This is a genomic window from Mesorhizobium sp. YL-MeA3-2017 (assembly GCF_030814575.1).
Taxonomy (GTDB): domain Bacteria; phylum Pseudomonadota; class Alphaproteobacteria; order Rhizobiales; family Rhizobiaceae; genus Mesorhizobium; species Mesorhizobium terrae.
On sequence record NZ_JAUSVH010000001.1, the window covers coordinates 3,503,910 to 3,525,848 of the forward strand.

Consider the following 21,939-nt stretch of genomic DNA (forward strand, 5'->3'; position numbering starts at 1 on the left):
TCTAGTAGAAGCTGACCGGGAAATAGCGCAGGTAGAGTTCTGCGAAGGTGCCTTTGAGCGCGATCTGCTGCAGGGCGTAGTCGAGCGCTGTGGCAAGCGCCTGGTCTTCCGGCTTGACCGCGATGGCCAGCCCCGTGCCCAGATATTCAGGCGCCAGATAAGGCCCGCCGGCGAAGCGGCAGCAATCGGCAGCCTCCGATCCTGCCAGCCAGAAGCCGAGGCGCATGCCGTCGCCGAAGGCGGCATCGACCTTGCCGGCCTTGAGATCGGTGAGCAACGCTTCCTGGGTCGGGAAGGGGGCGATCGTCACCATGCCGAAATCTTCGCGCAGCATGCGTTCATGCGCCGAGCCCGTCACCACCCCGACACGCTTGCCCTTCAGTTTTTCATAGAGCGGCTCGGTGACGGTCTGCGCCTTGGGCATGATGAAGCGCGCCGGAAACTGCAGGTAGGAACGCGAGAACGCATATTGGCTGCGCGTCTCCTTGGTCACCGCGATACCGGCCATGATCGCTTCGCCATCGCCCTTGCGAAGGGCCGCGTCCAGTTCCGCCCAGGGCAGGGCCTGGATCTGGCATTTGTCGGCGACCGCAAGCTCGGCGCAGATGGCACGGGCGAGATCGACATGGAAACCGGAAAGCCGGCCGGCGGTGTCGAGGAAGTTGAACGGCGGAAAATCCGTGGTCGTCAGGAAGCGCAGGCGCGGCAACTGCGACAGATCCGGTTTCGGCAGGCGTTCATTGCCATCCCACAACATCGGCGGCTGCGGTTCGGCGGCGCGAACGGTGCCGGCGACGGGCAGCGTTGCCGTTACTAGCGCCAGTGCTGCGATCAGCCAGCGAAACGTCACGTCGGAACTCCCGGCAACAATGCTTGTCCGCTTTTCATATGAAACCGAGGCAACGACAATCCTTTTCCGCGAGGAATACGCTCATTTGAGTGCGCGCCGGCACGTCATTGGGCCGCCAGGCGGAAAAGATCGCGCTCGTCAGCTCCGCTCATCAAGACTCGAATACCGTCCGCAAGCACACAATTGCAACCATCAGTATAGTCTAATATGATCGGGTTGTGCCTCGGTTCGGTGCGTCTTGTGGTGTGCCCCATGTATCGTAGTCGGCTTTTCTTCCAGGAAGGAAGAAACCAGCGTCCTTTGGTCGACGCGATGGCGCGCCCGTCAGGCACTTTCGATTTTATTTCACGACAGCGATGCAGTCGCGCACAGCAAAGCGCGCGGCTGCCATCGGCACAATCTGCATAGGGGTGAACAAAGCAAATAATTCTGTTCGCGTTGATCGAACAGCAAGCTGGGGAGCTTGGGGGGAACATGCGGTCGATCGATTTCGAGGGCGGCGCTGCGGCGCCGTTCCCTGACGGGATGTTTGGGCAAACGGATGTCGCGATGGATCGCGATATTCATCTCGCCGAGGCCTTCTTTCCCGAACTCGCCGAATGGGGCGGCGTGTTGTCCAGATTGCGGATGCCGACCGATCTCGCCATCAGGATCGCCATCCGCGCCCGCCAAGAGGAAGGCGGCGATTTCGCCTCCGCGCTACTTGCTGCCGGCTTCTTTGAAGCGGGCATCATCGTGCAGGCGATCGCCGCGGAACTCGGCATCAAGGTGGCGACCGACATTGCCACGCAGCGGCTCGTCCTCAACGACGAACAGGCCCTGGCGCTGTTGCGACGCGACGATGCCCGCGCGGCGATCAGGCTGATCGAGCCCGACGGTGCCGTCTCCCTCCTGATCACGCCCCGGCACCTACGGCTCGAAGCCATGCGCAACTGGCTTTCCTTGCGGCCCACCTCCGCTGCCCGCCTGAAACTCGCCGATCCCCGGCTTTTGCGGGCTGCTGTTCTAGAAAGGGTCCGGCCCATCCTGACCAGGACCGCGGTCGCTGGCCTGTCCGACCGTTTCCCGGACATGTCCGCCCGCACGGTTTTGACCGGCTGGCAGGGCGTGGTTTTCGGTGGCGTCTCGATCGCGGTGCCGGTTGCTCTCATCCTGGCTTACGAACTTCTCCTGCTTGTCCTGCATATCCTGGCGACGATCTTCTTCTTCGGCTGCGTTTTGCTGCGGGTGACTGCGATGGCCGCCTTCAGGAAACCGGCCCCGGGCCGTTCGGATATCCCACGTCCCGGCGAGGACGCCCCAATCTTTTCGGTCCTTGTGGCGCTTTATGACGAGGCGGAAATGGTGCCCGATCTGCTGGCTGCCATGGATCGCCTCGAATGGCCGCGATCGCGCCTCGAAATCAAGCTGGTCTGCGAAGCCGACGATGTCGCGACACTGGCCGCGATCCGCCGGCATGGCCTGCCTGCCCATGTCGAAGTGGTCGAGGTGCCGCCGGTCGAGCCGCGCACGAAACCCAAGGCTCTGGCCTATGCTCTGCCGTTGTGCGCGGGTGAGTATGTCGCGCTCTACGATGCCGAGGACCAGCCACACCCAATGCAGCTCGCCGAAGCCTGGCAGCGGTTCCGCGCGGGCGGGCTGGATCTCGCCGTCGTCCAGGCTCCGCTGGAAATCTCGAACAAGGGTTCCGGCCCGATCGCCCTGATGTTCGGCTTCGAATATGCGGGCCTGTTTCGCGGCCTTCTGCCCTGGCTTGCAGGTTTGCGGGTGATGCTGCCGCTCGGCGGCACATCCAACCATTTCCGGCGGTCCGCGCTGGACGAAGTGGGCGGCTGGGACCCGTTCAACGTCACCGAGGATGCCGATCTCGGCTTGCGGCTGGCGCGCTTCGGTTATCGCGCGGAGACGATTTCCAGCCCGACCTACGAGGCGGCACCGCAATTATTCAGCGTCTGGCTGCCGCAGCGCAGCCGCTGGCTCAAGGGATGGGCGCATACCTGGCTGGTGCATATGCGCGAACCGATGGGACTGCTGCGTCAGGCAGGCCCTGCCTCCTTCCTGGTGGCGCAGGTGCTGTTTGCCGGCATGCTGATATCGGTGGTGATGCACCCCATACTTCTGGTCACGCTTCTCTGGAGCATGTTCCACATCCTGCAGGACAGTCCTGACAGTCCGTTGCGTTCGTTTCTGCTGACTGTCGACATCATCAACATCGTCGGCGGTTACCTGTCCTTCCTCCTGCTCGGCTGGCAGGCGTCGTCGCCACGCGAACGGAGCGATTTCTGGAAGGTGGTCCTGCTCACGCCGGTCTATTGGGTGATGATGTCGTGGGCCGGCTGGCGCGCGATTTGGAAGTTGTGGCGGCTGCCGCATCAATGGGAAAAGACCCATCACGAGCGGGCGGCCGCGCGGCAGTTCGCCGACGGCCAGCCCGCGCAAGCGTCTATTTGAGGCCGACGAAGGACGGACCTTCGCCAATGATCTTGCCGTCTTCCTTGCCGATCACGTCGAGGTCGCGGCCTTCATAGGGCAGTGCGCGCAGGATGCGGCGGATGACGGCCAGCCTGGCGCGGCGCTTGTCGTTGGCGCGCACGATGATCCAGGGTGCGTGGTTGGTGTGGGTGCGCCTGAACATTTCGTCACGCGCCTTGGTGTAGTCGTCCCACTTGTTCACGCCGGCGATGTCGATGGGCGAGAACTTCCAGTTCTTCAGCGGGCTGTGGCGGCGGTCGTAGAACCGGGCGAGCTGTGTCTCGCGTCCGATGTCGAGCCAGATCTTGAAGAAGTGGATGCCTTCATTGTGGATCATCTTCTCGAAATGCGGCACCTCGTCGAGGAAGTTCTCATGCTGCTCGGGCGTGCAGAACCCCATCACCGGCTCGACGCCGGCGCGGTTGTACCAGGAGCGGTCGAAGGAGGTGAGCGAACCGGCGGAGGGGAAATGGACGACATAGCGTTGGAAATACCATTGCCCCCTTTCGGTTTCGGTCGGTTTGGTCAAGGCCACGTTGTGGGCGCTGCGGGGATTGAGGAACTGGTGCAGCGCGAAGATCGTGCCGCCCTTGCCGGCGGCGTCGCGGCCCTCGAAAAGCGCCATCACGCGTTCGCCGCTCGCCTGCAGCCAGGCCTGCGCCTTCACCAGTTCGATCTGCAGGCTGACGAGCGTCTCGTCATACTCCTCGCTTTTGAGCTTCTTGTCATAAGGATAGCCGCCGGCGGTCAGCTTGTTGTCTTCGATCCAGGCGGGCAGCTGCGGGGCGTCGATGTCGAACACCCGTTCCTTGCCGCCCATCTTGACCTCCAGCGGTTCGGCGATCGGAATGCCGGCGGGCGGCGCAACCTTGTCTTTTTTCATCGATACGAACCTCTCCAACTTTCAAACTCATGCTATGGGGACGCATTAAAGGGGTCCAGCGGGAAGTTGGCATCGTGCCGCCCGGATGGATGGAGTGCATATGGCTGACGTGACGGGTGAGGATCGCCGTTCCGCGAATGGCGTTGTCGCAAGGTTCTGGGAGGGGCGCTGGCATCTTCTGGCCGGCCTGGCCGCGGTGCTGGTGGTTTATGATTTCGGCGGAGCCGCCTGGGCATTGCCGCTGGCCCTGGTGCTTGTGCTTGCCGCTGCCTTCGTGCCGACAATGCGCCCGCAGCGCGTGGCCGAAAAGGCGCGGGTGGTGGAGGCTGAGGGCTTGCAGCGGCTTTCAGGCGAATATCTGGCCGCGGCTGTCGCCGACCCGCTCATCATCTTCGACGGCGCCACCACCGTCGTGCATGCCAATGCGGCCGCCTTTGCAGCCTTTGGCGGCATGGCGCCCGGCCTGTCGCTGCCGCTGAAATTCCGCGCGCCGGAAATGCAGGCACTGCTCGACAGCGTCGTTTCCGGCAAGGTCGCCTCGGACGCCGTGGATTATGTCGAGAAGTTGCCGGTCGAACGCGTCTACCGGGTCAGCGCGTCCTCGGTCGGGCACGGCACCGAGCTTTACGTGCTGGTGTTCAAGGACCAGAGCGAGACGCGCCGCATCGACCGCATGCGCGCCGATTTCATCGCCAATGCCAGCCACGAGCTGCGCACCCCGCTGGCCTCGATCGCCGGCTTCATCGAGACGCTGCGCGGGCCTGCCCGCAATGACCCGGCGGCGCGCGAACAGTTTCTGCAGATCATGCAGAACCAGACCAGCCGCATGGCGCGCCTGATCGACGATCTCTTGTCCCTGTCGCGGCTGGAGATGAAGGCCTATCTGAAGCCGGGCGCGCGCGTCGATCTGCGCCAGACGCTGGAAAGCGTCATCGATTCCCTGGCGCCGCTGGCCAGGGACGGCGGGCTGGTCGTCGAACGCGACTTCGTCGAGGGCGCCCTCGATGTGCCGGGCGATCGCGACGAACTGTTCCAGGTGTTCGAGAACCTCCTGGAGAACGCCTGCAAATATGGCCAGTCGGGCGGACGGGTGCTGGTCACGGTAGCGCGCAGCACGGCGGGACCCGAGCCGACCGTCGACGTGACCATCCGGGATTTCGGGCCTGGCATCGCCGAGGAACACATTCCCCGCATCACCGAGCGCTTCTATCGTGTCGATGTCGAAACCAGTCGCGCCCAGAAGGGAACCGGCCTTGGTCTTTCCATCGTCAAGCACATCCTGACCCGCCATCACGCGCGCATCTCGATCCGCTCCGAGATCGGCAAAGGAGCGGCCTTCACGGTCCATTTGCCAGCAAACTAGATTTCGGCGGAAACGCATATTATGTCTGGGAAAAGCGTTTCGTCTTCCTGTCACATGGCTGGCGTATCAGCAGTCACTTGACGAGCGAATCGTCGCGTCGTTCCAGAAGGCCACGCCCATGCAGTCCGTGCACATTGTCAGCGCTTATGACGAGGAACTGAAGTTCCTGGCCAAGCGCATTGCCGCCATGGGCGGCCACGCGGAACGCATGGTGGAACAAGCCGTCGCCGCCCTGGTGAATGCCGATCCGGAACTCGCCCAGAAGGTGATCCGTGACGACATGGTGCTCGACGAAGGCCAGCGCGAGATCGACGACAAGGCCATCGTCATAATCGCCCGTCGCCAGCCGATGGCGACGGATTTGCGCGAGATCGTCGGCGCGATCCGCATCTCCGCCGATCTGGAGCGCGTGGGCGACCTCGGCAAGAACGTCGCCAAGCGGGTGATGGCGGTGACCGACGGGCGCGAGGCCACCAGCCTCTATCGCGGCCTGGAAGCGCTGGCCAATCTGGCGCTGACCCAGCTCAAGGAAGTGCTGGACGTCTATGCTTCGCGCGCCGTCGACAAAATCGGCTTCGTGCGCGACCGCGACGAGCAGATCGACGCCATGTACACCTCGCTGTTCCGCGAGCTTCTGACCTACATGATGGAAGATCCGCGCAACATCACGTCCTGCACGCATCTGTTGTTCTGCGCCAAGAATATCGAGCGCATCGGCGACCACGCCACCAACATCGCCGAGACCATCTATTATATCGTCACCGGCGAGCAGATGCCGGCAGAGCGGCCGAAGGAAGACAAGACCGATCGCGTCGTTATGCAGGCCGAACTCGCGCCGAAATGACGAATTCGCTCCGCGCGCGACACGCTTGCGTTGTGGCGGTCACGGGTTCACTCTGCTTCCAAGAATGAGGACTGGTCCCTTGGGAGGTGACGGTGGACCAAGTTCGCGCCTCCGCTGTTCAATCCCCCGCCGCCGGCATCGTCGCCTCGAGCGTCTACGTGGCCGGCAAGCGTGTGGCCGACATCCCGATCGAGGAAGCGGGCGAGTGGGCCCGCAAGGACGGCCATGTCGTCTGGATCGGCTTGCTCGAACCCGACCGTGAACTGCTCCGGCGCGTCCAGGCGCAGTTCAGCCTGCATGAATTGGCGATCGAGGACGCCGAGCACGCGCACCAGCGGCCGAAGCTGGAGCAATATGGCGACGCGCTGTTCATCGTCGCCCGCACGGCGCAACTGCTGGAGGGCCGCGTCACCTTCGGCGAGACGCATCTGTTCCTCGGCCAGGGTTATCTGGTCAGCGTGCGCCACGGCCCGTCAACCTCCTACGCCACCGTGCGCCAGCACTGGGAGAGTTGCCCGACCTCACTCGCCAAGGGTGAGGACTTCGTCCTCTACGCCATCCTCGACTTCATCGTGGACAATTATTTCCCCGTGCTGGAGCAGATCGAGGACGAGGTCGAGGCGATCGAGGATGGCGTGCTGGTCAAGCCGATGGACGCCAAGGCGATCGAGCGGCTCTATATGCTGCGGCGCGACCTGCTGCGCCTGCGCAACGCGGCGCTGCCGCTGGTGGAGGTCTGCCGCAGGCTGACCAGTTCCGAACTGCCGCAGATCCACACCTTCATGTATCCGCTGTTCCGCGACGTGACGGACCACATCCGCACCGTGCAGGAAAAGATCGACAGCCTGCGCGAAGTGCTGGCTTTCGCCTTCGAGGCCAGCCTGCTGGTCGGCCAGAGCCAGGAAACGGCGATCTCGAAGAAACTCGCCTCATGGGCCGCCATTCTGGCGGTGCCGACGGCATTTGCCGGCATTTACGGCATGAACTTCAACGACATGCCGGAACTGAAGATGCAATACGGCTATCCGGCCGTACTGGCAGCCATCGCCTCGATCTGCGCCTTTCTCTATTGGCGCTTCCGCAAGAATGGGTGGCTGTAAAAGAGGGCAGTAGGGAATAAGGGAATAAGGGAATAAGGGAATAAGGCAGTAGGGCAACAAATGAATGCCCTACTGCCTTATTCCCTAGATTTACCGCGGCCGCCGGCGTTCCGAAGCGGGCTGGAAGGCAACGCGGGAATGATAGGAGCAATAAGGACCGCTTTCGCCGGCGTCGTTGCCGCAGAAGTGGAACTCCTCGGTCAGCGGGTCACCGTTCGGCCATTTGCAGGTGCGCTCGGTCAATTCGACGAGCTGCAGGCGACGGGAGATCGGCACCACCACGTTTTCGACCGGGCGCAGATACTGCCGTGCCACCGGCTCGGCGTCGAACTGCACCTGCAGGGCGGTAGCGCCGATCGAGGCGGTCACATGACGATGCGTGCTGGCGGCCCGCACCGTCGACTTGGTGGCTGTCGCGCCGCTGGAGGCGGCCTTCTTCTGGCGAGCCGGCGCAGCCGTTGTGCGACCGCGACCCGACAGCTTCAGGCGATGCACCTTGCCGATGACCGCATTGCGGCTCACTCCGCCGAGTTGGGCCGCGATCTGGCTCGCGCTCAGACCTTCCGACCACAGTTTTCTCAAGAGTTCGACTCGCTCGTCAGTCCAGTTCATAAGACTGCGCTCCTCTAAACCGCCCGGCACTTTCGGAATCCAAAACCAGTCCGGCTCTCGCCGGGCAGGCACCACATATACTGGGGTGATTAGATCCGCCGCACGAAATCTAGTTATTTCTCATTCACAATTACCGATGCGCTGACTCGGTGACAAGAGTCCCGGCGGCAACACGAATCGGATTTCGCAGTTTTCCCCAACTTGGCTGCATGCGACGCAACAGGTTGGGCCACGAGGGTTTGACAGGGTATCCTGAAAGACCTTTTCGTTGACTTCATGACCGAAAAACAGGATAAGCCGCACAGGGCCGCCGCTTGGGCGGCTTTTATTTTTCCGGTTCCGGAGCAGCATATAATGAGCGGTTCGGCGCTTTACGAGACCTTTGCTCGTGCACCCTTGGCTTTCGAGCGTGGGGAGGGTTCTTGGCTGGTGACGGACAAGGGCGAGCGATATCTCGATTTTGCCGCCGGCATCGCCGTCAACTCGCTCGGTCATGGCCATCCGCATCTGGTTTCGGCGCTGAAGGACCAGGCCGACAAGCTGTGGCACGTTTCCAATCTTTATGAGATTCCGGGACAGCGCCGGCTGGGCGAACGCCTGGTCGACGCGACCTTCGCCGACAAGGTGTTCTTCACCAATTCCGGTGCCGAGGCGCTGGAATGCGCGATCAAGACCGTACGTCGCTATCATTTCGTGACCGGCCATCCCGAGCGTTACCGTGTCATCACCTTCGAGGGCGCGTTCCACGGGCGTACGCTGGCGACCATCGCCGCCGGCGGTCAGTATAAATATCTTGAGGGCTTCGGCCCCAAGGTCGACGGTTTCGACCAGGTTCCCTTCGACGACATCGACGCCGCCGAGAAGCTGATCGGGCCGGAGACGGCGGCGATCTTGCTGGAGCCGCTGCAGGGCGAAGGCGGCATCCGTTCCTTCCCCGTTCAGTCGCTGAAGCGGCTGCGCCAGCTGTGCGACAAGCACGGCCTGCTTTTGATCTTCGACGAGGTCCAGTGCGGCATCGGCCGGACTGGCCGGCTGTTCGCCCATGAATGGGCCGGCGTCACGCCGGACCTGATGGCGATCGCCAAGGGCATTGGCGGCGGCTTCCCGATGGGCGCCTGTCTCGCCACCGACGAGGCCGCGCGCGGCATGACCGCCGGTGTCCACGGCACCACCTTCGGCGGCAATCCGCTGGCCATGGCGGTCGGCAATGCCGTTCTCGATGTCGTGCTGGCCGAAGGCTTCCTGGAGGAAGTCGGCCGTAAGGCGCTCTTGTTCAAGCAGGGCCTGGCTGCGATCGCCGACGAATATCCGGAAGTCATCGAAGGCATTCGCGGCGACGGGCTGATGCTCGGCATCAAGTGCTCGATGCCCAATGGCACGGTCAATGGCGCGCTGCGTGACCAGCATCTTCTCGCGGTGCCGGCAGGCGACAACGTCATCCGTCTGCTGCCGCCGCTGACCGTCACCGAGCCCGACATCCAGGAAGGGCTGAAGCGTATTCGCGGCGCTGCCAAGGGCCTGTCGGAAGCCGTCGCCGCGGCGGCCAAGTGATGCGGGCGATGTGATGAGCGTCCGGCATTTCACCGACCTTTCCACCGTTTCCGAAACCGATCTGCGCGCCATGCTGGATGACGCGGCGGTCCGCAAGGCCCGCCTGAAGGCCGGCGAGCGCTCCAAGCCGCTCGACGGCAAGGTGCTGGCGATGATCTTCGACAAGCCGTCGACGCGCACGCGCATCTCCTTCGATGTCGGCATGCGTCAGCTGGGCGGCGAGACCATCATGCTGACCGGCACCGAGATGCAGCTCGGCCGCTCGGAATCCATCGCCGACACCGCCAAGGTTTTGTCGCGTTATGTCGACGCAATCATGATCCGCACCACCGCGCATGAGCGGCTGATCGAGCTGACCGAGAACGCCACCGTTCCCGTCATCAATGGGCTGACCGACGAAACCCATCCCTGCCAGCTGATGGCCGACATCATGACGTTCGAGGAACATCGCGGGCCGGTCGCCGGCAAGACCTTCGCGTGGACCGGCGACGGCAACAATGTGCTGCATTCGCTGATCGAGGCCTCCGCCCGTTTCTCGTTCGACCTGAACGTCGCCGTGCCGGAGGGCAGCGAGCCGGAACCGAAGTTCGTCGACTGGGCCAAGGGCAATGGCGGCAAGATCCGTTTCACCCGTTCGGCCGAGGAAGCCGTCAACCTGGCCGACTGCATCGTCACCGACACCTGGGTGTCGATGGGGCAGGAACACAGGGCGCGCGGCCACAACGTCTTCGTGCCCTATCAGGTCAACGCCGCGCTGATGGCCAAGGCCAAGCCGGATGCCTTGTTCATGCATTGCCTGCCGGCCCATCGCGGCGACGAAGTCACCGACGAGGTCATCGACGGCCCGCACTCGGTGGTCTTCGACGAGGCCGAGAATCGGCTGCACGCTCAGAAGGCGGTGCTCGCCTGGTGCCTGGGCGCTTGATACTGGACTGCGTGATGCCTATCTCCCCGGCATCACGCAAATCGTTGGCGTTGGAAGGCATGTTCCCGGCCGGGAAGCAGTGCCGCGCCGGGGAGTTTTATTATGTTGGAAACCACGCAGTTGACTGAACGCGAACCCAAACTTGGCGAATTCGGCCACGCCGGCGACGACCATGTCGTGCCGTTCGAGGTCGGCGCGCTCGATGTGCGCGGCCGCGCCGTGCAACTTGGCCCGATGCTGGACGCCATCCTGTCGCGCCACGATTATCCGGAACCCGTCGCACGATTGCTGGCCGAGGCCTGCCTCGTGACGGTTCTGCTCGGCACGTCGCTGAAGTTCGAGGGCAAGTTCATCCTGCAGACCCGCACCGACGGGCCGGTGGACATGCTGGTCGCCGATTTCTCGACGCCGCATGCATTGCGCGCCTATGCCCGTTATGACGCCGACAGGCTGGCCGCGCTGACGGCGGCCGGCGACGTGGCGCCCGAAACCCTGCTGGGTTCCGGCGTGCTGGCACTGACCATCGACCAGGGTGAGTATACGCAGCGCTACCAGGGCATCGTCCAGCTCGACAACATCTCGCTGGAGGAAGCCGCGCGCACCTATTTCCGGCAGTCGGAACAGATCCCGACCGACCTCAGGCTCGCGGTGGCCAAGCAGATCCTGCCCGGCGGTCGTCAGCAGTGGCGCGCCGGCGGCGTGCTGGCGCAGTTCCTGCCCGAGGCACCGGAGCGCATGCGCGTGCCGGACCTTCCGGGCGGTGACGGCGATGTTGCCGAAGCCGTTCTGCAGCCGGTCGACAATTCGTGGCAGGAACTTCTGGCGCTTCTGGCGACGGTCGAGCCTGCCGAACTGATCGACCCGATGGTTGGAACCGAGCGGCTGCTCTACCGGCTGTTCCACGAGCATGGCGTGCGTGTGTTCGATGAGATCCACGTTGCCGACGATTGCTCGTGCTCGCCGGATAAGATCCGCGGCATTCTTGGCGGTTTTTCCGCCGAGGAGATCAAGGACAGCACCGAGGACGGCAGAATCCGCGTCGATTGCGAGTTCTGCTCGAAGCGCTACGACTTCGACCCGGCTGAGTTTGTCGCCGGGCAATAACACGAAGGACGGGGCGGGATTTCCCGCCCCGTTCCAGTTCGTCCTTCCGCTGGCTCGCTGACCGCCAAGCAGGAGACGTCCGGTTCCAGCCGCGAGCAGAAGCTGCGCGTCGTCGCGCGCAAATCCGGTAAGGGCGACCGCATCGATCTGGTGTTCATGGTGGGCCGGCCAGAAGGCGCCACGCGCAACGCCATCTGCCGCGTCATCGAAGATGCCGCGAGCTAGGCGCAAGCCAAAAAACAGTTCTCTTTGTTTTTCCAACACCCCGGAGACCGCCAGGTTTCCGGTTTTTTCGCAACGCGCCGAGGCTTGGAGCATCATTTCTCGTCGGTGTGGGTCTGCTTCAGCATATCCGCGAACAGGGCGTCCCATTCGGCCTCGTTCAGGCCGATCAGGCCGAGCGACCTGAGCAGGAACGCACCTTCGCCGGCCAGGAAGGCCAGGGCGATCTTCCTGTCCGCCGGTTTTGCCAGATCGAGGCCGGCGAGAAGGCTGTTGTACCAGTCACGGGTCTCGGCCACGCGCTCGGGCGCCTCCAAAAGGGCCGTCATCATGACGGCGGATCGCGAGTGCTCCGCCTCGTCCTCGTGTCTGGTGACCGAAAGATGAGCACGAATCCGCGAAGTCGGTGACGGTTCAGGCCCTGCTTCCTGCGTGACCTTGCTTTCGAACGCGTCAGCCCAGCGGGCGATCATCGCGCGGATCAGATTGTCCTTGGTGCCGAAGCAATATTGCACGCCGCTCTTGGTGATGCCCGCGGCTTTCGCCACGGCATCGAAGCTCAGCCCCGACGCTCCCATCTCGGTCACAATCGCTTCGGCGGCGTCAAGGACCTTGTCGCGGTCGATGCTGCGTGGTCGTCCGGACATCTTACCTCTTCCATTTCAATACGAACGTATTTATATAGCGGCACGCGGCGGGGCAAGCCCGCCAAGGTGAGTAGATTGAAGGAAGGTATCATGTCCCCGAGCAACCGCTGGCTGGTTCTCGCCATCGTGTCGAGCGCGCTGTTCCTGATCGTCATCGACATGACGGTGCTTTACACCGCGCTCCCCACGCTGACGCATGAGCTGAGGGCGACGGCGACCGAGAAACTCTGGATCATCAACGCTTATCCCCTTGTCGTCGCCGGTCTCCTGCCGGGCGTCGGTACTTTGGGCGATCGGCTCGGCCACAAGCGCATGTTCATGGCGGGACTTGTCGTGTTCGGCCTGGCTTCGCTGGGCGCCGCGTTCTCCCCGACGCCAGCCTGGCTGATCGCGGCGCGGGCGCTGCTCGCGGTCGGCGCTGCCATGATGATGCCCGCCACCCTGTCGCTGATCCGGCTGACTTTCATCGACGAGAAGGAACGGGCTTTCGCGATCGGCGTCTGGGCGGCCGTGGCCTCCGGCGGAGCCGCGTTCGGCCCGGTGGTCGGCGGCGCGCTGCTGGAGCATTTCTGGTGGGGATCGGTCTTCCTGATCAATGTGCCGGTGGTGATCGTCGCTCTGCTCGCCGGCGCGACCTTGCTGCCCAGCCGGCCGGGCAACAGCGATCACCCCTGGGATCTCGTCGGCTCCATTCAGGTGATGGTCGGGCTGGTGGGCCTGACCTACGCCATCAAGGAACTCGCCAAGCGCGATCCGTCATGGCTTGCCGCCGGCCTGGCTTTCGCCGTCGGTCTCCTCGCCATGGTCGTCTTCGTTCGCCGCCAACTCGCCAGCCGCTCGCCGCTGATCGACTTTTCGCTCTTCGCCAATCCGCGCTTTTCCGCCGGTGTCGCGACAGCCATGGTGGCGTCGGCGGCATTGATCGGCGTCGAGCTGGTGTTCAGCCAGCGCCTTCAGCTCGTGCTCGGCCTCTCGCCGCTGCAAGCCGGCCTCGTCATCCTGCCTATCCCTCTCGCGGCCTTCATCGCCGGTCCTGTCACCGGTCTGGCGCTACCCCGGATTGGCGCGGTGCGCGTGCTTTGGTCCTCGCTGCTTTTGGCCGGCGCAACACTCGCCGCCTATCTCATGGTGTATCGAGGTGAAACCTGGCTGTGGCTCACGGCGCTGTCGGCGATGGGCTTTGGCTTCGGCGCGGCAATGACGGCCGCATCCAGCGTCATCATGCTGTCGGCCCCCGAGGAGAGGGCCGGCATGGCGGCCTCCATCGAGGAAGTGTCCTTTGAACTTGGCGGCGCGCTCGGCATCGCCTTTCTCGGCAGCCTGATGTCGGCGCTCTACACATACGCGCTGGTGTTGCCCAACGGGATCGCCGCGCAGGCAGCCGACAGTCTGGACGAGGCACTGCTGATCGCCGAGAGGCTGGGGCCGACCGAAGCGACCGAACTCACACGGCTCGCGGGTGCCGCATTCGACCAGGCTTTTGTCGGCGTGATCGCCGCGGCAGCGGCGCTGCTGATCCTTGTCAGCCTGGTTATCTGGCGTCGGACCGCCACGGCGTGATGAGCGCTGCATCGAAGCTGCCTTTCTCTCCCCGTTTACGGGGAGAGATGCCCGGCAGGGCAGTGAGGGGCAGAGCCGGCTCCTGCCCGCTTGGTGCCGCCCCTCATCCGGCCCTTCGGGCCACCTTCTCCCCATGAACGGGGAGAAGGGGAAGCCGCTCTCCTAATTCACGACGCGCCTGGCATTCGGCAGGTCCAGCGAAAAGGCTGGGATGGCGATGTCGAACCGCTCGCCGCGCGCATTGCGCATGGTATAGTGCCCGACCATGATGCCGGACGGCGTCGAAAGCGGGCAACCGGACGTGTATTGATAGCTGTCGCCGGGGTTCAGCTCTGGCTGTTCGCCGACAACGCCGGCGCCGCGCACCTCTTCCACATGCCCGGTGCCGTCGGTGATATGCCAGTAGCGCGACAGTAATTGCACGAACTCGTCCGAACGGTTGTCGATCGTCACGCGGTAGCCCCAGAAATAGCGGCCCTCGGCCGGATCCGACCGGTCTTCAAGGTAGAACGGTTCCACCTCGACTCTGATATCTCGGGTAACGGCACTGTACATGGGCGACTCGCAGGACAACCAAGGCAAGTTTCCGTCCTCGATCCATCATGGTCAACCTTCTGTCATGTGCGCGACATGAAACGGTGATGGTGTGCCCCCGATGGCGGCCGGCCCGAGGATGATTCACGGACGCCTGACAAAGGGCTTCAGGCCGCGTTTCCGGGAGTGACCTGACTTCATGGACCTGACAACCGCAGCCGCCTCGCTCTCCGCCTTTCTGCTTCTCGTCAACTTGGTTTCCATTGCGCTCGCCTGGTCGCAACTGGAGCGTCGCCGCACGTTGCGACCGCCCGGTGAACAGGCGCCGCCGGTTTCGATCGTGGTGCCGGCGCGCGGCGTCGAGCCGTTCACCGCCGAGACGCTCGAACGCGCCTTCCGGCTCGACTGGCCCAGCTATGAATTGATTTTCTGCGTTGCCCATTCGGACGACGCCGTCGTGCCGGCGATCCGCGCCGCCATGGCGCGATTTCCGCATATACCGACGCGGCTACTCACCGGCGACGACCGCATCAGCGGCAATCCCAAACTCAACAATTGCGTCAAGGGCTGGGAGGCTGCGCATCACGACTGGGTGATCCTGGCGGATTCCAACGTGCTGATGCCGCGCGACTATATCCAGCAGATGATGGGTGCATGGCGCGCCGACAGCGGCCTCGTCTGCTCGACGCCGGTCGGCTCGCGCCCCGACGGTTTCTGGGCCGAGGTCGAATGCGCCTTCCTGAACACCTTGCAGGCGCGCTGGCAATACACCGGTGCCGCCGCCGGCCTTGGCTTCGCGCAGGGCAAGAGCATGCTGTGGTCGAAGCCGTTGCTTGATGCCAATGGCGGCATTTACGCGCTGGCCGCCGAGATCGCCGAGGACGCCGCCGCGACCAAGCTGGTCAACGGGCTCGGCCTCAAGGTCCATCTGGTCGCCTCGCCCTTCGAACAGCCGCTTGGCTATCGCACCCGTGAAGCCGTGTGGTCGCGCCAGGCCCGTTGGGCGCGGCTGCGGCGGGTCACCTTCCCGTTCTTTTTCGCGCCGGAAATCTGCGTCGGCGCGGCCATTCCGCTGCTGCTGGCACTGATCGCGGCGGCAAGCGCCGAGGTCAGCCTGTTCTGGACGACGCTCGCGGTGCTCGCGGCGGTCTATTTGCCCGAATATGCGCTGGCCGTGGCCAAGGGCTGGTATGCCTCGCCGCGGCTGATCCCCGCGATGATGGTTCGCGATGTCATGCTGCCGGCGGTGTGGCTGCGCGGCTGGGTCGGTGGCGCCATCGACTGGCGCGGCAACACCATGAACATCAGCACCAAATCCGACGAGCCCGAAGAGGTGCTCTCGGGCGCCTGATCTTCGCCGCCGTATCGTTCGCGTCCGCTTTGCGGCATGATCGGCTGCGAGGGAGGTGGGCGATGCTGACTGAGGAACGGTTCTGCAAGCTTGCGCTCGGCTTTCCCGAAGCCGTCCAAAGTGGTCATTTCGACGTGACGGATTTCCGCGTGCGCGGCAAGATATTCGCCACGCTGCGGCCGAAGGACGGCCGCGCCGTCGTCAAGCTCTCGCCCGACGAGCAACGCCTCCTGATGGAAACGGCCGCCGGCCAGTTCGAGCCGATCCCAGGCTCCTGGGGCCAGAGGGGCTGGACGCGCGTCGTTCTCGACATGGCGGACGAGGCAAGCGTCCGCCATGCCATGGCGATGGGCTGGCGCTCGGTCGCGCCGAAAACGTTGCTCCAGGCCGCCCCTTAACGAGGCGGCCCGAGCCAGCGCGGATCACGCCTTCGCCAGCGCCTGTTCGATGTCTTCCAGCAGGTCGTCGGTATCTTCCAGGCCGAGCGACAGCCGCAGCGTACCTTCGCCGATGCCGAGTTCGGCGCGCGCCTCGTCGGTGAGGTTCTTGTGCGTGGTTGTCGCCGGGTGCGTGATCAGGCTCTTGGCGTCGCCCAGATTGTTGGAGATCAGCACCACGTCGAGCGCGTTCTCGAAGGCGAAGGCCGACTTCTTGCCGCCCTTCAGGTCGAAGCAGATCAGCGTCGAGCCGCCCGTCATCTGCTTCTTGATGATGTCGGCCTGCGGGTGGTCGGCGCGGCCGGGATAGATCAGACGTCCGATCTTGGGGTGGCCGGCGAGGAAATCGGCGATCTTGCCGGCGGCTTCCGTCTGCTGGCGCACGCGCAGCGGCAGCGTCTCCAGGCCCTTCAGCAGCACCCAGGCATTGAAGGGCGAGAGGCTGGGGCCGGTGTGGCGGAAATAGTCGTGCAGGTTCTCGTCGATCCACTTCTTGTCGGACAACACGATGCCGCCGAGGCACCGGCCCTGGCCGTCGATGTGCTTGGTGGCCGAATAGACGACGATATGCGCGCCGAGCTCCAGCGGCTTCTGCTGCAGCGGCGTGGCAAAGACGTTGTCGACCACAAGCCGGGCGCCGATGGAATTGGCGAGCCTGGCGACGGCGGCGATGTCGACGACTTCCAGAGTCGGATTGGTCGGGCTTTCCAGGAAGAACAGCTTGGTGTTCGGACGGACCGCGGCTTCCCAATTCTTGATGTCGGTGCCGTCGACCAGCGTCGCCTCGATGCCGTATTTCGGCGCCAGCGTCTCGACCACCCAGCGACAGGAGCCGAACAGCGCGCGCGCCGCCACGATGTGGTCGCCGGCCTTAAGCCCGCACAGCACTGCTGCTGTTACTGCCGCCATGCCGGAAGCCGTCGCCCGGGCATCTTCCGCGCCTTCCAGCGCGCACATACGCTTTTCGAACATGTCGACGGTGGGATTGGCATAGCGCGAATAGATGAAGCCCGGCTCTTCGCCCTTGAAGCGGGCTTCGGCGCGCTCGGCGCTGTCATAGTGATAGCCTTGGGTGAGGAACATCGCCTCCGACATTTCGCCGAAGCCTGATCGCAGGGTGCCAGCGTGGACGAGCTGGGTGGCGGGTTTCCAGTTGCGCTTCTTTTCGGTCATGGCTCCGTTCCAACACAAAAAAACCGGCCGCGAAGTCGCAACCGGTCCATATGGCCTTTCATGGCCCACGGTCCTTTAGCGACTTGTTTTACGTGGCTGCAAGCCGACCGGCAAATCACCACGGGATAAAGCCCCTTTAGACCCGGGCGCGGCTTGCGTCAATTGCCGGCTTCATTAAGAGCTTGGGTTGCTGGCATGATAGCCGCACCCGGGCATGGGCCAGCCGCCGCGGAGTTGAGATTGCGCAAGACAGGCATTCTTCCCGATCAGGACATTGCCGCGCTGTTCCAGGCAGGCGCGCTGAAGTCGCCGCGTCCGCTCGATGGCGACCAGATTCAGCCGGCCAGCCTCGACCTTCGCCTCGGCGAAAAGGCCTATCGCGTCCGCGCCTCGTTCCTGCCCGGCCCCAACAGCACCGTGGCTGCCAAGCTGGAGCGGCTGAAGCTGCATGAGATCGACCTCGCCGATGGTGCGGTGCTGGAGACTGGTTGCGTCTACATCGTGCCATTGCTCGAAAGCCTGGCATTGCCGGCCGACATCTCCGCCTCGACGAACCCGAAGAGCTCGACCGGCCGCCTCGACATCTTCACCCGCGTCATGACCGATCACGGCCAGGAATTCGACAAGGTCGCCGCCGGCTATCGCGGTCAGCTCTATCTCGAAGTCAGTCCGCGTACCTTCCCGATCGTTGTGCGCACCGGTTCGCGCCTGTCGCAAATCCGCTTCCGCACCGGCAAAGCCTTGTTATCGGAAGACGAACTGCACGCGCTGCACTGCGCCGAGACGCTGGTGGCAATCGACCCGCCCAATATTTCCGGCGGCGGCATCGCGCTGTCGATCGACCTCGCCGGCGACAAGGACGGCCTGGTCGGCTATCGCGGCAAGCATCACACCGGGCTGGTCGACGTCGACAAGCGCGCCGCACAGAATGTCGTCGACTTCTGGGAGCCGCTCTATCGCAGCGGCGCCGGCGAACTGGTGCTCGATCCCGACGAGTTCTACATCCTGGTCAGCCAGGAGGCGGTGCATGTGCCGCCGCTCTTTGCCGCCGAGATGACGCCGTTCGATCCGCTGGTGGGTGAGTTCCGCGTCCACTATGCCGGTTTCTTCGATCCCGGCTTCGGCCATTCCGGTGCCGGCGGCACCGGCAGCCGCGCGGTGCTTGAGGTGCGCAGCCACGAGGTGCCGTTCATCCTCGATCACGGCCAGATCGTCGGCCGGCTGGTTTACGAGCACATGCTGAAGCGGCCGAACGCGCTCTACGGCACCGATCTCGGCTCCAATTATCAGGCGCAGGGCCTGAAGCTTTCCAAGCATTTCCGCGCTGCACGCTGAATGGCCCAGCCGCGCTGAATGGCAAGTGCAGGTCGCATGGCGCGCTTGCCTGGGTCTCTTGGCCGTGCTTGGCTGTCAGACAAGGCCGTTGGGGCCGCAAACCCGAGGGGGAAAACAATGAAGATGTCCAGGTGGATCGTTTCGGCTGCGGCCGTGGCGATGTTGGCGGCCGGCGCAAGCACTGCCTTTGCGGCCGAAAAGATCAAGATCGGCACCGAAGGCGCCTATCCGCCCTTCAACACCATCACCTCCGACGGTAAGCTCGAAGGTTTCGACATCGATATCGCCAATGCACTCTGTGCCCAGATGAAGGCCGAGTGCGAGATCGTCACTCAGGATTGGGACGGCATGATCCCGGCGCTGCAGGCCAAGAAGTTCGACGCCATCATCGCCTCGATGAGCATCACCGAGGAACGCAAGCAGAAGGTCGCCTTCACCAACAAATATTACACCACGCCGCTGGCGGTGGTGGCGCTGAAGGATAGTTCGCTGGGCGGTACCGATGGCGCCGCCGTCGCCGGCAAGACGGTGGGTGCGCAGGCCTCCACCACCCAGGCCAACTATGCCCAGGACGTCTACGCCAAGGCCGGTGCTGACGTGAAACTCTATCCGACGCAGGAAGAGGCCGTGACCGATCTCGTCAACGGCCGCCTCGACGCCGTGCTCTCCGACAAGTTCGTGCTGGTCGACTGGATGAAGCACGGCTCGGCCAAGGACTGCTGCAAGATGATCGGCGACGTCAAGGGAACCGAAACCCAGGCCGGTATCGCCGTGCGCAAGGAAGACAACGAACTGCGCGAGAAGCTCAATGCCGCCATCGACGCGATCGTCGCCGACGGCACCTACAAGAAGATCCAGGCGAAATATTTCGATTTCGACATCTATTGATCGGTTGAACGGGGCGGTGGCCCCGACCGGCCGTGTTTATGAAACGGGCGCCATCCGGCGCCCGTTTTTCATTTGGACGCTCCGAGTGCCAATCCGAAGCCCTCAGCTGGCGCTTCCTCGTTCCGGCTCGTCATGTTTGGCAGGGTGACGGCCGTTTTGGCCGGAGTTGGAGGAATTCAGGAATGCATATTTCGAAATGGCTGGTTTCGGCCGCTGCAGCGGCGATGCTCGTGATGGGCGGCGGTGCGGCATTTGCCGCCGAAAAGCTGAAGATCGCGACCGAGGGTGCCGCGCCGCCGTTCAGCACCGTGCTGGCCGACGGCACGCTGGCGGGCTTCGACGTCGACATTGCCAAGGCGCTGTGCGCCCAGATGAAGATCGAATGCGAGATCGTCGCGCAGGATTGGGACGGCATGATCCCGGCGCTGCAGGCCAAGAAGTTCGACGCCATCATCGCTTCGATGACCATCACCGAGGAGCGCAAGAAGCAGGTCGCCTTCACCAACAAATATTATGCGACGCCGCTAGCGCTTGCCGCCTTGAAGGATACGACCTTGACCGGCACCGAGCCGACGGCCCTGGCCGGAAAGACGCTGGGTGCGCAGGCCTCGACCACCCAGGCGACCTACGCCCAGGACGTCTACGCCAAGTCCGGTGCCGAGGTAAAACTCTACCCGACGCATGAGGACGCGGTGGCCGATCTGGTCAACGGCCGGCTCGATGCCATCATCACCGACAAGTTCGTTCTGGTCGACTGGGTCAAGAATGGCGGCGGCAAGGATTGCTGCAAGCTTGTGGGAGACGTGAAGGGCACCGAAGCGCAGATCGGCATCGCGATCCGCCAGGGCGAGGACGCGTTGCGTGAGCGGTTCAATGCGGCCATCGACGCGATCGTTGCCGACGGCGCCTACAAGAAGGTGCAGGCGAAGTATTTCGATTTCGACATCTATTGATGGTCACGGCTGCTGCTGTTAGTCGGCCTCGACCACGGGGAACGGGCGCCGCTGGCGCCCGTTTTCGTTTTCGCCCTAGAGCGCTTTCACCGTCACGTTCACCGGTTGCTCGATCTCCAGCGGATTGCGCAGCGGCAGGCCGAATTCCGGCGCCTCGATTTCGAAGACGTCGCCGTCCCGCGTCCTGATGCCGTCCGCGAAGGACAGGGTGGCGGTGCCGAACATGTGCACATGCACGTCGCCCGGGCGGCGGAACAGCGCGTATTTGAAGTGATGGTGTTCAAGATTGGCGATGGTGTGCGACATGTTCGTTTCGCCCGACAGGAACGGCTTTTCCCACAGAGGCTTGCCGTCGCGCAGGATGCGCGAGGCACCACGGATGTCGACCGGCAGGTCGCCGATCAGGATTTCCGGGCCGAAAGACGCGTTCCTGAGTTTCGAATGGGCAAGATAGAGATAGTTGACCCGTTCGGTGACATGGTCGGAAAACTCGTTCGACAGGGCGAACCCGACACGGAACGGCATGCCGTCGTCGCCGATGATGTAGATGCCGGCAACTTCCGGTTCCTCGCCGGCGTCCTCGGCGAAGGCTGGCGACAACAGTGCGGTGCCGGGCGCCACGGCCATGGTGCCATTGCCCTTGTAGAACCATTCCGGCTGCACGCCCGCCTGTCCGGCGCCCGGCTTGCCGCCGTCGAGCCCCATGCGAAACATCTTCATGGAATCGGTCAGCTGTTCCTCGCCCTCGGCGTTGAGTTTCTTGTGCATGGCGTCGCGCGCCGCCGCTGAACCGAGATGTGTCAGGCCCGTGCCGGTGAGATGCAGATGCGCCGGGTCGGGATGGTTGATCGGCGATAGCAGCCGTCCCTTGCGGTAGAGCGCTTCAAGGTCGACCACATCGGCAAAGCCTTTCCGCTCGATCAGCGCTTCCAGGCCGGAGCCGGTGCGCGCCGCTTCCGTCGCCAGCGAGTAGACGCTGCGCGCGCCATTGACCACGCGGGCCTTGCCGCCGTCGCGGGCGACGACGCGGATGGTGTCGCCTTCATCGAGGAACTGGGAGATCAACATGACGATCCTCTTTGCCTTGCCTGTCGCGGGGCATCGCGCCCGCAAATCTTTCCCCTCGCGGCTCCCG

The 21,939-nt window shown here is 63.8% G+C and carries 20 protein-coding genes and 1 riboswitch; of the genes, 13 read left to right on the forward strand and 7 right to left on the reverse strand.

Features of this window, described 5'->3' with window-relative positions; all coding sequences use genetic code 11:
* Nucleotide 1: 1 nt before the first annotated feature.
* A complete protein-coding gene (locus QFZ88_RS16790; protein ID WP_024925964.1) occupies nucleotides 2–850 on the reverse strand; it encodes a transporter substrate-binding domain-containing protein in 849 nt (282 codons plus the stop codon).
* 549 nt (nucleotides 851–1,399) lie between these two features.
* Between QFZ88_RS16790 and QFZ88_RS16795 the strand changes: the two genes are divergently transcribed.
* Nucleotides 1,400–3,301, forward strand: coding sequence for a glycosyltransferase family 2 protein (locus QFZ88_RS16795; protein ID WP_065998145.1), 1,902 nt, complete (start codon nucleotides 1,400–1,402; stop codon nucleotides 3,299–3,301).
* Here QFZ88_RS16795 and ppk2 read toward each other — a convergent pair.
* Nucleotides 3,294–4,205 carry a polyphosphate kinase 2 gene (gene ppk2 / locus QFZ88_RS16800; RefSeq protein WP_024925966.1) on the reverse strand — a complete coding sequence of 304 codons (912 nt, stop codon included), beginning with the start codon at nucleotides 4,203–4,205 and terminating at the stop codon, nucleotides 3,294–3,296. The genes QFZ88_RS16795 and ppk2 overlap by 8 nt on opposite strands.
* Nucleotides 4,206–4,305: 100 nt before the next feature.
* Here ppk2 and QFZ88_RS16805 point away from each other — a divergent pair, with 100 nt between their 5' ends.
* The 3 genes from QFZ88_RS16805 to QFZ88_RS16815 all read left to right on the forward strand — a co-directional run bounded on the left by QFZ88_RS16805 (nucleotide 4,306) and on the right by QFZ88_RS16815 (nucleotide 7,512).
* Entirely contained in the window at nucleotides 4,306–5,568 is a 1,263-nt protein-coding gene (locus tag QFZ88_RS16805) for an ATP-binding protein (RefSeq protein WP_024925967.1), read from the forward strand.
* Nucleotides 5,569–5,686: 118 nt separating this feature from the next.
* Nucleotides 5,687–6,412 carry a phosphate signaling complex protein PhoU gene (gene phoU / locus QFZ88_RS16810; RefSeq protein ID WP_024925968.1) on the forward strand — a complete coding sequence of 242 codons (726 nt, stop codon included), beginning with the start codon at nucleotides 5,687–5,689 and terminating at the stop codon, nucleotides 6,410–6,412.
* Nucleotides 6,413–6,504: 92 nt separating this feature from the next.
* A complete protein-coding gene (locus QFZ88_RS16815; RefSeq protein ID WP_024925969.1) occupies nucleotides 6,505–7,512 on the forward strand; it encodes a magnesium and cobalt transport protein CorA in 1,008 nt (335 codons plus the stop codon).
* A 90-nt stretch (nucleotides 7,513–7,602) separates the two neighbouring features.
* On the opposite strand, the gene QFZ88_RS16820 is transcribed toward QFZ88_RS16815, so the two are convergent.
* On the reverse strand, nucleotides 7,603–8,124 hold the full coding sequence (locus QFZ88_RS16820; protein ID WP_024925970.1) for a GcrA family cell cycle regulator: 522 nt from the start codon (nucleotides 8,122–8,124) through the stop codon (nucleotides 7,603–7,605).
* Nucleotides 8,125–8,478: 354 nt separating this feature from the next.
* Here QFZ88_RS16820 and QFZ88_RS16825 point away from each other — a divergent pair, with 354 nt between their 5' ends.
* The 3 genes from QFZ88_RS16825 to QFZ88_RS16835 all read left to right on the forward strand — a co-directional run bounded on the left by QFZ88_RS16825 (nucleotide 8,479) and on the right by QFZ88_RS16835 (nucleotide 11,704).
* Nucleotides 8,479–9,675: an aspartate aminotransferase family protein gene (locus QFZ88_RS16825; RefSeq protein ID WP_024925971.1), complete on the forward strand. Its 1,197-nt coding sequence runs from the start codon at nucleotides 8,479–8,481 to the stop codon at nucleotides 9,673–9,675.
* Between the two features lie 13 nt (nucleotides 9,676–9,688).
* Nucleotides 9,689–10,600: an ornithine carbamoyltransferase gene (argF, locus tag QFZ88_RS16830; protein ID WP_024925972.1), complete on the forward strand. Its 912-nt coding sequence runs from the start codon at nucleotides 9,689–9,691 to the stop codon at nucleotides 10,598–10,600.
* A 102-nt stretch (nucleotides 10,601–10,702) separates the two neighbouring features.
* Complete coding sequence (locus tag QFZ88_RS16835) at nucleotides 10,703–11,704, forward strand: Hsp33 family molecular chaperone (protein WP_024925973.1); 1,002 nt, start codon at nucleotides 10,703–10,705, stop codon at nucleotides 11,702–11,704.
* A 317-nt stretch (nucleotides 11,705–12,021) separates the two neighbouring features.
* Here the strand turns inward: QFZ88_RS16835 and QFZ88_RS16840 are convergent, their stop codons facing one another.
* Nucleotides 12,022–12,573, reverse strand: a complete 552-nt coding sequence (locus QFZ88_RS16840) for a TetR/AcrR family transcriptional regulator (protein ID WP_024925974.1) — start codon at nucleotides 12,571–12,573, stop codon at nucleotides 12,022–12,024.
* 90 nt (nucleotides 12,574–12,663) lie between these two features.
* On the opposite strand from QFZ88_RS16840, the gene QFZ88_RS16845 reads away from it, so the two are divergent.
* Nucleotides 12,664–14,133: an MFS transporter gene (locus QFZ88_RS16845; protein WP_024925975.1), complete on the forward strand. Its 1,470-nt coding sequence runs from the start codon at nucleotides 12,664–12,666 to the stop codon at nucleotides 14,131–14,133.
* 162 nt (nucleotides 14,134–14,295) lie between these two features.
* Here the strand turns inward: QFZ88_RS16845 and apaG are convergent, their stop codons facing one another.
* Nucleotides 14,296–14,688, reverse strand: coding sequence for a Co2+/Mg2+ efflux protein ApaG (gene apaG / locus QFZ88_RS16850; RefSeq protein ID WP_024925976.1), 393 nt, complete (start codon nucleotides 14,686–14,688; stop codon nucleotides 14,296–14,298).
* Between the two features lie 178 nt (nucleotides 14,689–14,866).
* Between apaG and QFZ88_RS16855 the strand changes: the two genes are divergently transcribed.
* Both QFZ88_RS16855 and QFZ88_RS16860 read left to right on the forward strand, forming a co-directional pair.
* The gene (locus QFZ88_RS16855) at nucleotides 14,867–16,018 is read left to right on the forward strand and encodes a glycosyltransferase (RefSeq protein ID WP_024925977.1); all 1,152 of its coding nucleotides are present in this window, start codon (nucleotides 14,867–14,869) and stop codon (nucleotides 16,016–16,018) included.
* Nucleotides 16,019–16,080: 62 nt separating this feature from the next.
* Nucleotides 16,081–16,416, forward strand: coding sequence for an MmcQ/YjbR family DNA-binding protein (locus tag QFZ88_RS16860; protein ID WP_024925978.1), 336 nt, complete (start codon nucleotides 16,081–16,083; stop codon nucleotides 16,414–16,416).
* Nucleotides 16,417–16,440: 24 nt separating this feature from the next.
* Here the strand turns inward: QFZ88_RS16860 and QFZ88_RS16865 are convergent, their stop codons facing one another.
* Nucleotides 16,441–17,628, reverse strand: coding sequence for an O-succinylhomoserine sulfhydrylase (locus tag QFZ88_RS16865; protein WP_024925979.1), 1,188 nt, complete (start codon nucleotides 17,626–17,628; stop codon nucleotides 16,441–16,443).
* A gap of 55 nt (nucleotides 17,629–17,683) precedes the next feature.
* Nucleotides 17,684–17,760, reverse strand: a riboswitch (SAM riboswitch).
* Nucleotides 17,761–17,868: 108 nt separating this feature from the next.
* Between QFZ88_RS16865 and QFZ88_RS16870 the strand changes: the two genes are divergently transcribed.
* From QFZ88_RS16870 to QFZ88_RS16880, 3 genes are all read left to right on the forward strand, one after another.
* A complete protein-coding gene (locus tag QFZ88_RS16870) occupies nucleotides 17,869–18,963 on the forward strand; it encodes a 2'-deoxycytidine 5'-triphosphate deaminase (RefSeq protein ID WP_024925980.1) in 1,095 nt (364 codons plus the stop codon).
* 159 nt (nucleotides 18,964–19,122) lie between these two features.
* Nucleotides 19,123–19,851, forward strand: coding sequence for an ABC transporter substrate-binding protein (locus QFZ88_RS16875; RefSeq protein WP_373426407.1), 729 nt, complete (start codon nucleotides 19,123–19,125; stop codon nucleotides 19,849–19,851).
* Between the two features lie 182 nt (nucleotides 19,852–20,033).
* On the forward strand, nucleotides 20,034–20,804 hold the full coding sequence (locus tag QFZ88_RS16880; protein WP_081766958.1) for a transporter substrate-binding domain-containing protein: 771 nt from the start codon (nucleotides 20,034–20,036) through the stop codon (nucleotides 20,802–20,804).
* Between the two features lie 75 nt (nucleotides 20,805–20,879).
* Here the strand turns inward: QFZ88_RS16880 and araD1 are convergent, their stop codons facing one another.
* Entirely contained in the window at nucleotides 20,880–21,872 is a 993-nt protein-coding gene (gene araD1, locus QFZ88_RS16885; RefSeq protein ID WP_024925983.1) for an AraD1 family protein, read from the reverse strand.
* Between the last annotated feature and the right edge of the window lie 67 nt (nucleotides 21,873–21,939).

Coding starts and splice junctions, on each gene's coding strand:
- QFZ88_RS16875 (WP_373426407.1), top strand. CDS start 19,123: ATGTTGGCGGCCGGCGCAAGCACTGCCTTTGCGGCCGAAAAGATCAAG.
- araD1 (WP_024925983.1), bottom strand. CDS start 21,872: ATGTTGATCTCCCAGTTCCTCGATGAAGGCGACACCATCCGCGTCGTC.
- QFZ88_RS16865 (WP_024925979.1), bottom strand. CDS start 17,628: ATGACCGAAAAGAAGCGCAACTGGAAACCCGCCACCCAGCTCGTCCAC.
- QFZ88_RS16805 (WP_024925967.1), top strand. CDS start 4,306: ATGGCTGACGTGACGGGTGAGGATCGCCGTTCCGCGAATGGCGTTGTC.
- QFZ88_RS16840 (WP_024925974.1), bottom strand. CDS start 12,573: ATGTCCGGACGACCACGCAGCATCGACCGCGACAAGGTCCTTGACGCC.
- QFZ88_RS16835 (WP_024925973.1), top strand. CDS start 10,703: ATGTTGGAAACCACGCAGTTGACTGAACGCGAACCCAAACTTGGCGAA.
- ppk2 (WP_024925966.1), bottom strand. CDS start 4,205: ATGAAAAAAGACAAGGTTGCGCCGCCCGCCGGCATTCCGATCGCCGAA.
- QFZ88_RS16860 (WP_024925978.1), top strand. CDS start 16,081: ATGCTGACTGAGGAACGGTTCTGCAAGCTTGCGCTCGGCTTTCCCGAA.
- QFZ88_RS16795 (WP_065998145.1), top strand. CDS start 1,400: ATGGATCGCGATATTCATCTCGCCGAGGCCTTCTTTCCCGAACTCGCC.
- QFZ88_RS16855 (WP_024925977.1), top strand. CDS start 14,867: ATGGACCTGACAACCGCAGCCGCCTCGCTCTCCGCCTTTCTGCTTCTC.
- QFZ88_RS16825 (WP_024925971.1), top strand. CDS start 8,479: ATGAGCGGTTCGGCGCTTTACGAGACCTTTGCTCGTGCACCCTTGGCT.
- apaG (WP_024925976.1), bottom strand. CDS start 14,688: ATGTACAGTGCCGTTACCCGAGATATCAGAGTCGAGGTGGAACCGTTC.
- phoU (WP_024925968.1), top strand. CDS start 5,687: ATGCAGTCCGTGCACATTGTCAGCGCTTATGACGAGGAACTGAAGTTC.
- QFZ88_RS16845 (WP_024925975.1), top strand. CDS start 12,664: ATGTCCCCGAGCAACCGCTGGCTGGTTCTCGCCATCGTGTCGAGCGCG.
- argF (WP_024925972.1), top strand. CDS start 9,689: ATGAGCGTCCGGCATTTCACCGACCTTTCCACCGTTTCCGAAACCGAT.
- QFZ88_RS16820 (WP_024925970.1), bottom strand. CDS start 8,124: ATGAACTGGACTGACGAGCGAGTCGAACTCTTGAGAAAACTGTGGTCG.
- QFZ88_RS16880 (WP_081766958.1), top strand. CDS start 20,034: ATGCATATTTCGAAATGGCTGGTTTCGGCCGCTGCAGCGGCGATGCTC.